Genomic DNA, 8,712 nt, shown 5'->3' with positions numbered 1-8,712 from the left:
CCATTGGATTTACTGAAAACTCACCGGTAAAATTCGCCCCCCTATGAGCTCACCCAAAAAAGTCATTGTCGGCATGTCCGGCGGCGTAGATTCCTCCGTTACTGCTTTGCTGCTGCAAAAGCAGGGTTTCGATGTGGAAGGCCTGTTCATGAAAAATTGGGATGAAGATGATGGAACAGAATACTGTACCGCACGTCAGGATCTCAATGATGCCCAAGCTGTTGCAAATTCATTGGGCATTCGTCTGCATACGGCCAATTTCGCTGCCGAATACTGGGACAATGTTTTTGAGTATTTTTTAGCCGAATACCGGGCGGGCCGTACGCCGAACCCCGATGTTCTCTGTAACCGGGAAATCAAGTTCAAAACCTTTCTCGATTATGCCCGGATTCTTGGCGCAGAGACCATCGCCACAGGCCACTATGTAAGACGTCTTGACAGAAACGGGCAAACTTTTCTGTTGAAGGGGCTGGACAACAACAAGGATCAGAGCTATTTCCTCCACGCTGTTGATGAAGCCGCTTTTGCCCAATCGCTGTTCCCCCTCGGTGAGCTGGAGAAACCGGCAGTACGGAACCTTGCCGAACAGCATGGTCTGGCCACAGCAACCAAACACGACTCTACCGGCATCTGCTTTATCGGTGAACGTCGTTTCAAAGATTTCCTCAAGCAATACATTCCGGCGCAACCCGGTGATATCGAGAATACTGAGGGCTTAGTTATCGGTGTCCATCAGGGATTGATGTACCATACTCTGGGACAACGTCAGGGACTGGGAATAGGCGGCCTTCGAGATGCCACAAATGATCCCTGGTATGTTGTAGGCAAGGACCTTTCCAGAAATATACTGATCGTCGCCCAGGGGGCCGAGCACCCTCGCCTGTTCTCTGATAGTTTAAGTGCCATCGACATTCACTGGATCAATGGTCTGCCCGCCCGAAATGAATTCAGGTGTAAAGCTAAAGTTCGCTATCGACAGACTGATCAGGGGTGTACCGTGATAAAAAATAATGATGGCTATCAGATTCTGTTTGATGAGCGACAAAGAGCAGTCACTCCCGGACAATCCGTGGTGTTTTACGATGGAGATATTTGCATGGGTGGTGGAGTCATAGACAACACGTGGAACTCGGTTAAATCACTATGCTGAAGAAACCTACGCGAGATCAAATTATTGCACTCGGTGGAATTTTTCAGGCCTGCCAGCTCGTCGAAACACTGGCAAAGACCGGATCAATACCAACAGACCGATTTCAAGTCTGTATCGAGAGCCTTTTTCAGCAGAATCCGGACAATACCGAACAGGTATTCGGCTCAGTGGACAACCTTCAGTTGGGAGTAGAAACCCTGCAGGAGCTACTGACAATGCAGACAACGGCCAAACAGTCCGACACATTACGTTATGCGGTGGGGGTTATTCACTTGTCCAGAAAACTGCTTAACAACAGAGCCATGATCAACATGATCGGAGAACGGTTGGAACAGGCCGGCCGCCAGGTGACACACTTTTCTTCAGTCAGCCACGCGAACGTCATTGCGAACCTGGCGCAGATCTATCAAGACAGTATCAGTACTTTTCGCTACCGTATCCAGGTAAACGGATATGCAGGTTACCTGCAACAGGATTCCATTGCTCAACGCATACGATGCCTGCTTTTTTCCGGTATCAGGGCAGCCATTCTCTGGCATCAGCTAGGAGGCAAACGCTACCACTTGATTTTCAACCGTAAGCAGCTTCTCGCCCAGCTCCATACATTACGCACATAACTTCAGAGACTTTCAGCAATTTTTCCTGAAAACCCCAAACACATCGGGTAAAATCTCCGGATTTGCCGATCCGGACGCAAGATATTCTCATGAACTTTTCTGAACTTACTGCCATTTCCCCGATTGACGGTCGCTACAGTAGCAAAACAGAGCCATTACGGGCGATTTTCAGTGAATTTGGTTTAATTAAATGCCGTGTTACCGTAGAAGTCCGCTGGTTACAACAGCTGGCATCTCATCCCGACCTGAAAGAAATTCCACCTTTCTCTGATATTGCCAATACAGTTCTCAATCAACTGCTGGAAAAGTTTGATGAGCGGGATGCCGCACGGATCAAAGACATCGAGCGCACCACCAATCATGATGTGAAAGCGGTTGAATACTTTATCAAGGAATCCATCGCCTCAACCCCGGAGTTACTGGCAATATCAGAGTTCGTACACTTTGCCTGTACATCGGAGGATATCAACAATATCGCCCATGCACTGATGTTGAAGGAGGGTCGTGATCAGATTCTGCTGCCACAGGTTGGCCAGATTGTGCAACAACTGACCGAATTGGCCCACCGTTACGCTGACGTGCCTATGTTGGCTCGCACCCATGGCCAGACAGCCTCTCCCACCACCATAGGTAAGGAGATGGCCAATGTTGTTTACCGACTGACACGACAACTCAAACAGATTCAACAAGTGTCATTAATGGCGAAAATCAACGGTGCTGTTGGCAACTACAATGCGCACCTGTCTGCCTACCCAGCTGTCGATTGGGCAAGTAATGCGGAAACATTTGTTACAGGGTTGGGCCTGGTGTGGAATCCCTATACCACCCAAATAGAACCACACGACTACATTGCAGAACTGTTTGATGCGATTGCCCGACTTAATACCATCCTGATCGACTTCAATCGCGACATCTGGGGCTATATCTCACTGGGCTATTTCAAACAGAAAACCATCGCCGGGGAAGTGGGTTCGTCCACTATGCCCCACAAGGTAAACCCGATAGATTTCGAGAATGCCGAGGGCAATCTGGGTATCGCAAATGCCATATTTACTCACCTTGCCCAAAAGTTGCCCATTTCGCGCTGGCAAAGGGACCTCACAGATTCCACCGTATTGCGCAATATGGGTGTGGGTTTCGGGTACAGCCTGATTGCCTATCAATCGACATTAAAGGGTGTCGGCAAACTGGAGCTGAACCAGCTGCGACTGGAAGCTGATCTCGAGGGTGCCTGGGAAGTGCTAGCCGAACCGGTACAAACGGTGATGCGCCGTTACAATATTCCGGAGCCCTATGAAAAGCTGAAGGCTCTGACCCGAGGGCAGGTAATCACCCAGGAAAAAATCCAGGCATTTGTCGACTCGCTGGATATACCTGAAAAGGCCAAAGCCGAACTGCTGGCTCTGACACCGTCCAATTACACTGGCAATGCCACCTCCCAGGCAAAAGCGATCTAATTTTAACCAGTCACTTCAGGCGGACTTTGAAAGTTGCCCGGATTCTGCGAGGACAGCCATGACCATTCAATCCATTCTTGGAACATTATCGGCTGAGGAATTTCTCGCAAAGTACTGGCAGAAAAAGCCGCTGCTGATTCGTAACGCTTTTCGTGACTTCAAGTCCCCGCTGACCGCCGACGAGCTTGCAGGCTTGTCCCTGGAAGAAGAAGTGGAATCAAGGATCGTCTTTGAAGCAGGAGAATCCGGACCCTGGGAAGTTCAGCACGGGCCATTTGATGAGGAAATTTTCGCTCTACTGCCAGAAAGCTGCTGGAGCCTTTTGGTTCAGGGCGTCGACCTATGGGTGCCGGAAGTAAAGGCACTGCTGACCCATTTTAACTTTCTCCCGCGCTGGCGAATCGATGATGTGATGGTCAGTTATGCCCCGGTCGGGGGTAGTGTTGGCCCCCACTTTGATTACTACGATGTATTCCTTTTACAAGGACAAGGACAGCGGCGCTGGCAGATTGGTAGCCTTTGTGATCAACAATCACCGCTCCTGCCCGAAACCCAGCTGCGGATCCTCCAGGCGTTTGATGTCAAGGAAGAATGGATCCTAAATCCCGGTGACATGCTTTATCTGCCTCCGGGAATTTCCCATTGGGGAGTTGCAGAGAATGACTGCCTCACCTATTCAATCGGTTTCAGATCGCCAACGCTCACCGATATGCTTGACGACCTCACTACGGAACTTATGGCTCAGGGGAACAGTAGCTACTACCGGGATCCACCATTGACTCCCAGCATGGCAACTGAAGCGATTGATCCTGCCTTTATCACACAGGTTCAGGTCATGCTCAAGGGGCTGGCTGAAGATAAAGCATTGCTCAGTGACTGGTTTGCCCGTTATATGACAGCACCAAAATATCCAGATTTGGTTGATGAGGCCGACGGTGATCGTCGCGCCAGTATTGCCGGAAAAGCCTATTTAAATGGTGAACAGGTTGACAAGTAAACCCATAGGGTATGCCCTCCTCTGTTCGACTTACTTATCTATTGCAACGCCCCCACCCGGCCAACGGGTATCGGTAACACCTGAAAGGTTATTCTTTTCTTTGGCAATAGCCTGAATTCTCCCCAGCACACGAGTTTGGGGGGAGGCCTCATGTCCCATTTGCTCGAGGATTCTGACAGTATCAGGACTGATACCATGCTCAAAAACAACCTGATCAGGCAACCATTGATGATGAATTCGAGGCACTGCAGCGGCCTCGGCAATGTTCGTACCAAAATCCAGGCGATTCAGAATATGCTGAAGTACCACTGTTATTATTGTGCTGCCCCCTGGACTACCCATGGCCATTACCGGTTTGCCGTTCTGAAACACTATCGTTGGTGTCATTGAGGACAGGGGTCGTTTTCCCGGTCCGATGGCATTGGCCTCTTCACCGGTCAGCCCGTAGGCATTGGCAGCTCCCGCCTTCGCTGAAAAATCATCCATCTCATTGTTGAGCAAAAAACCGGCTCCCGTCACAGCAATACCACTACCGTATGAAAAGTTCAGCGTATAGGTGTTGCTTACCACATTGCCCTGCTTGTCCCACACTGAATAGTACGTCGTCTGCGGACTTTCTTCCGGCACAGCCAGATTTGGTTGCACGTCTTCCGACCGACTGGCTTTATTCAAATCAATGCCACCGCGCAACTGTGCTGCGTATTGTTTGTCAATCAGGCCGTCTACCGGAACCGGATAAAAATCCGGGTCACCAAGGTGCCTGCTGTGGTCAGCATAAGCGCGTCGCATGGATTCTATCAGGCGATGCAGATAAGCCGCGCTGTTGTGGCCATGGGACACCAGATTCCAGCCTTCAAGAATATTGAGGATCTGTATAAGATGGACGCCACCGGAAGATGGCGGCGGCATGGCATCTATACGATAGCCACGATAGGTTCCAGATACAGGCTTGCGTTCAACAACGCGATATTTAATCAAATCTCGCGCTGTAATCAGGCCATTGCCTCTCGCCATTTCATCTGTAATTAACTTGGCAACCGGACCGCGATAAAAGCCGTCTGTACCTCTGTTGGAAATCAATTCAAGCGTGACCGCCAGATCAGCCTGGCGCCAGATGCTGCCGACCTTGAGTGGCTCACCATCCGCGCCAAAGAAATAGCGGGAAGATGCGGGGTGCGGCTGCAATCGGGGGGCTGCCCTGGTGAGTGAATCGGCCAATTCATGGTTTACAACAAAGCCTTTTCTGGCCAGCTCGATAGCCGGAGTCATCACTTTTGACAGGCTCATCGTACCGTAGCGCTCAAGGGCGTGAACGAGACCGGCCACGGTTCCGGGGACGCCAGCTGCCTGATGACTGAAGCGTGAGAGCGTCTTGTCGACCTCCCCATCGTGATCGACAAACTGGTCCTGCCGGGCGGCAGCCGGGGCCATTTCACGGTAGTCGATAGCCAGTGTTTTATCTTTGTTTGCCAGGTACACCATCATGAATCCGCCACCGCCGAGGTTACCGGCCTGGGGCAATGTGACGGCCATTGCAAAGCCTGTAGCAACGGCTGCATCGACAGCATTACCTCCCCGCTTCAAAATCTCGGCACCCACTTCGCTGGCCAGATATTCCTGTGATACAACCATACCGCTATCTGAATAAACCGGATGAAAGCGGTCGTCGTATTCAAAAACTGCCGGGGCACCATCGGCATAAAGCATCGCCGGTAATGACATGGCCAATAGCACCAGACTTATGATCAAAACACCCACATTAATTCCTTTTTGCACCAGAGCTCGGATCTTAACATCCAGGACTGTTTATATGGCCATCCCGCGGCTAAGATATGAATAAAGGGGGTATTTGTGGAAACCATTGATTTTTTCCCGATTGAGGTTGAACAAACCAGTTGGCAAAACTCCAACGCACAACTGAAAGCGATACGGTATCAAGTGTTCGTCAAAGAGCAGCATGTGCCTGAGGAGGAAGAGATCGACGAATACGATCTGACTGCCATTCACTGGCTGGCCTACGGACCTCACGATACGGCAATGGCAACGGCGAGAATGCTGCCAGATGGCCAAATAGGCAGAATGGCTGTGTTGGAGGAATATCGCCAGATGGGTGTCGGATCTGCAATGATGCGTAAGATTATTAAATATGCTGTCCGAGAGGGACTGCAGAAACTGACGCTGAACGCACAGATCAAGGCATTGCCCTTCTACGAGGGCTTGGGCTTCGCTTCAGAGGGCGAACCTTTTATCGATGCGGGTATTCCACACAAAAAAATGGTGCTAGATCTGCACCAATATACCGACAACACACCAAAACCGGCTCTGAAAGAAATTTCTGAAGAAGACCGTCAGAAAATTTCCATTGAAGGGGTCGACAAATTCCGTAATCAAGCTGTCACACTGGTGCAATTGGCCCATCGGGAGATTCGTATTTTCTCAGAGCAACTGGAAGCGGTTATTTATAGCAATACGGAATTTTGCGATGCAATTTATACTTTTGCCACCAGCCACCCACTGGCCAGAGTGAAAATACTGGTCAGGGATCTTTACCAGGTGACACATCAGACTAACCAGCTCAAGGAGCTCTGTCACCGCCTGCCAAGCCGTATTCAGATGCGAAAGTTCAATTCGCTGGAGCCCTGTCTGCACCGTGAGTTTTTATTGATCGACAAGAGCGGTATTCTTTACAAACAGGAGCCTGAGCGTTTTATTGGTTATGCCGTGTCCCATGCCCCACTGGAAGCGATTGAACTGGTAGAAGAGTTTGACAAGCATTGGGAACAGGGGGATGTAGACCCCGAGTTGAGGCGCCTGAATATCTAGGTGAAACAGCAATCTTCAGCCTAAATGCTCCAGTTCGTAAAGATAAAAACGCCATTCCCATGAATGGCGTTTTTATCAGATAGCATCGACAATTATTGTAACTTCGCCTTCTGTCGATAGGCATGCAGCAGGGGTTCTGTGTAACCACTGGGCTGGGCACAACCTTTGAACACCAGATCACAGGCAGCGGCAAAAGCCACACTGGTAGCAAAATTCGGTGCCATTGGGCGATAACCGGAATCGTCAGCATTCTGGGCATCGACAATTTTAGCCATGCGCTGCATGGTTTCCATCACTTGCTCCTCACCGCAAATATCATGACGCAGCCAGTTGGCTATGTGTTGACTGGAAATGCGCAGGGTTGCCCGGTCCTCCATCAGGCCGACATGGTTAATATCTGGCACCTTCGAACAACCAATACCCTGCTCCACCCAGCGAACCACGTAACCGAGAATACCTTGAGCATTGTTGTCGAGCTCTTTCTGGATCTCATCTTCGGTCAGCTCACCATCCAGTAACGGGATCGTCAAAATATCATCCACACTAGCGGGAACCCGCTTCGCCAGTTCATTTTGCAGGGCAAATACATCTACCTGATGATAGTGGATCGCGTGCAATGTGGCTGCAGTGGGAGAAGGTACCCAGGCAGTGTTGGCGCCTGCTTTAGGGTGGCCTATCTTGTCCACCATCATATCGGCCATATGGTCTGGAATCGGCCACATGCCCTTGCCAATCTGGGCACGACCTTTGAGACCGCAAGCCAGCCCCACATCGACGTTCTGGTCTTCGTAAGCGGTAATCCACTTCAGGGTCTTCAGCTGGCCTTTTGGTGCAAAGGGACCGGCTTCCATGCTGGTATGAATTTCATCACCTGTGCGATCCAGGAAGCCCGTGTTGATAAACACTACGCGTTCACTGGCAGCGCGAATACACTCTTTCAGGTTGACAGACGTGCGGCGTTCCTCATCCATAATGCCCACTTTCAGAGTATTTCTGGGTAGGGCAAGGGCATCTTCCACGGCATTAAACAGGCCGTTGGTAAATGCCACTTCTTCCTGGCCGTGCATTTTCGGCTTTACGATATAAACACTGCCGGTTTTACTGTTGCGGACCGCGCTGTTGCCTTTCAGGTCATGGATAGCGATCAGGCTGGTGATCATGGCATCCATAATCCCTTCGGGAATTTCATTACCCTCTGCATCAAGAATCGCAGGATTGGTCATCAGGTGTCCCACATTGCGGACAAACAGCAGGCTGCGACCGGGCAACACCAGCGTATTGCCAGTAGGCGTGGTGTACTCCCGATCGGGATTCATGCGTCGCACAATGGTCCTGCCAGCCTTGTTGAGGGTTTCCTCCAGGTCGCCTTTCATCAGACCCAGCCAGTTGCGATAAACCAGAGCCTTATCCTCAGCATCCACGGCGGCGACGGAATCTTCACAGTCCATGATGGTGGTCAATGCCGCTTCCATCAGGATGTCCTTGATGCCTGCCGGATCAGAAGAGCCTATCTGACTTCTCCTATCAACTTGAACTTCCATATGTATATTATTGTTTTCAAAAAGAATAGCATCCGGATTTTCAGCTTCCCCTTGATACCCGACAAACTTACCAGGATCGGCTAACCCAACCTGGCTACCGTCGCTCAACGTAACCTGTAACTCGCCA

At 50.5% G+C, this 8,712-nt stretch carries 7 protein-coding genes; 5 read left to right on the top strand and 2 right to left on the bottom strand.

Translation table 11 applies throughout. From position 1 onward, the window contains the following. Positions 1-43: 43 nt before the first annotated feature. The 4 genes from mnmA to ACTF5G_RS06190 all read left to right on the top strand — a co-directional run bounded on the left by mnmA (position 44) and on the right by ACTF5G_RS06190 (position 4,221). The gene (mnmA, locus tag ACTF5G_RS06205) at positions 44-1,150 is read left to right on the top strand and encodes a tRNA 2-thiouridine(34) synthase MnmA (protein ID WP_438951955.1); all 1,107 of its coding nucleotides are present in this window, start codon (positions 44-46) and stop codon (positions 1,148-1,150) included. Further along, entirely contained in the window at positions 1,144-1,767 is a 624-nt protein-coding gene (gene hflD / locus ACTF5G_RS06200; RefSeq protein ID WP_438951954.1) for a high frequency lysogenization protein HflD, read from the top strand. Before mnmA ends, hflD begins: the two co-directional genes overlap by 7 nt. 89 nt (positions 1,768-1,856) lie before the next feature. Continuing rightward, positions 1,857-3,224: an adenylosuccinate lyase gene (gene purB, locus ACTF5G_RS06195; RefSeq protein WP_438951953.1), complete on the top strand. Its 1,368-nt coding sequence runs from the start codon at positions 1,857-1,859 to the stop codon at positions 3,222-3,224. 58 nt (positions 3,225-3,282) lie between these two features. Beyond that, positions 3,283-4,221, top strand: a complete 939-nt coding sequence (locus ACTF5G_RS06190) for a cupin domain-containing protein (RefSeq protein ID WP_438951952.1) — start codon at positions 3,283-3,285, stop codon at positions 4,219-4,221. Between the two features lie 30 nt (positions 4,222-4,251). Here ACTF5G_RS06190 and ggt read toward each other — a convergent pair whose 3' ends face one another. Next, a complete protein-coding gene (gene ggt, locus ACTF5G_RS06185; protein ID WP_438951951.1) occupies positions 4,252-5,979 on the bottom strand; it encodes a gamma-glutamyltransferase in 1,728 nt (575 codons plus the stop codon). Positions 5,980-6,072: 93 nt separating this feature from the next. Here ggt and ACTF5G_RS06180 point away from each other — a divergent pair, with 93 nt between their 5' ends. Further along, the gene (locus ACTF5G_RS06180) at positions 6,073-7,044 is read left to right on the top strand and encodes a GNAT family N-acetyltransferase (RefSeq protein ID WP_438951950.1); all 972 of its coding nucleotides are present in this window, start codon (positions 6,073-6,075) and stop codon (positions 7,042-7,044) included. A 92-nt stretch (positions 7,045-7,136) separates the two neighbouring features. Here ACTF5G_RS06180 and ACTF5G_RS06175 read toward each other — a convergent pair. Continuing rightward, positions 7,137-8,712 (bottom strand): malate synthase G (locus tag ACTF5G_RS06175; protein WP_438951949.1); only part of this gene is annotated, 1,576 nt, incomplete at its 5' end.

Source organism: Porticoccus sp., from assembly GCF_965660005.1.
In the GTDB taxonomy this organism is placed as follows: Bacteria; Pseudomonadota; Gammaproteobacteria; order Pseudomonadales; family Porticoccaceae; genus Porticoccus.
Note: the sequence above shows the minus strand (reverse complement) of the source record. Positions and strands in the feature narration are given on the sequence as shown.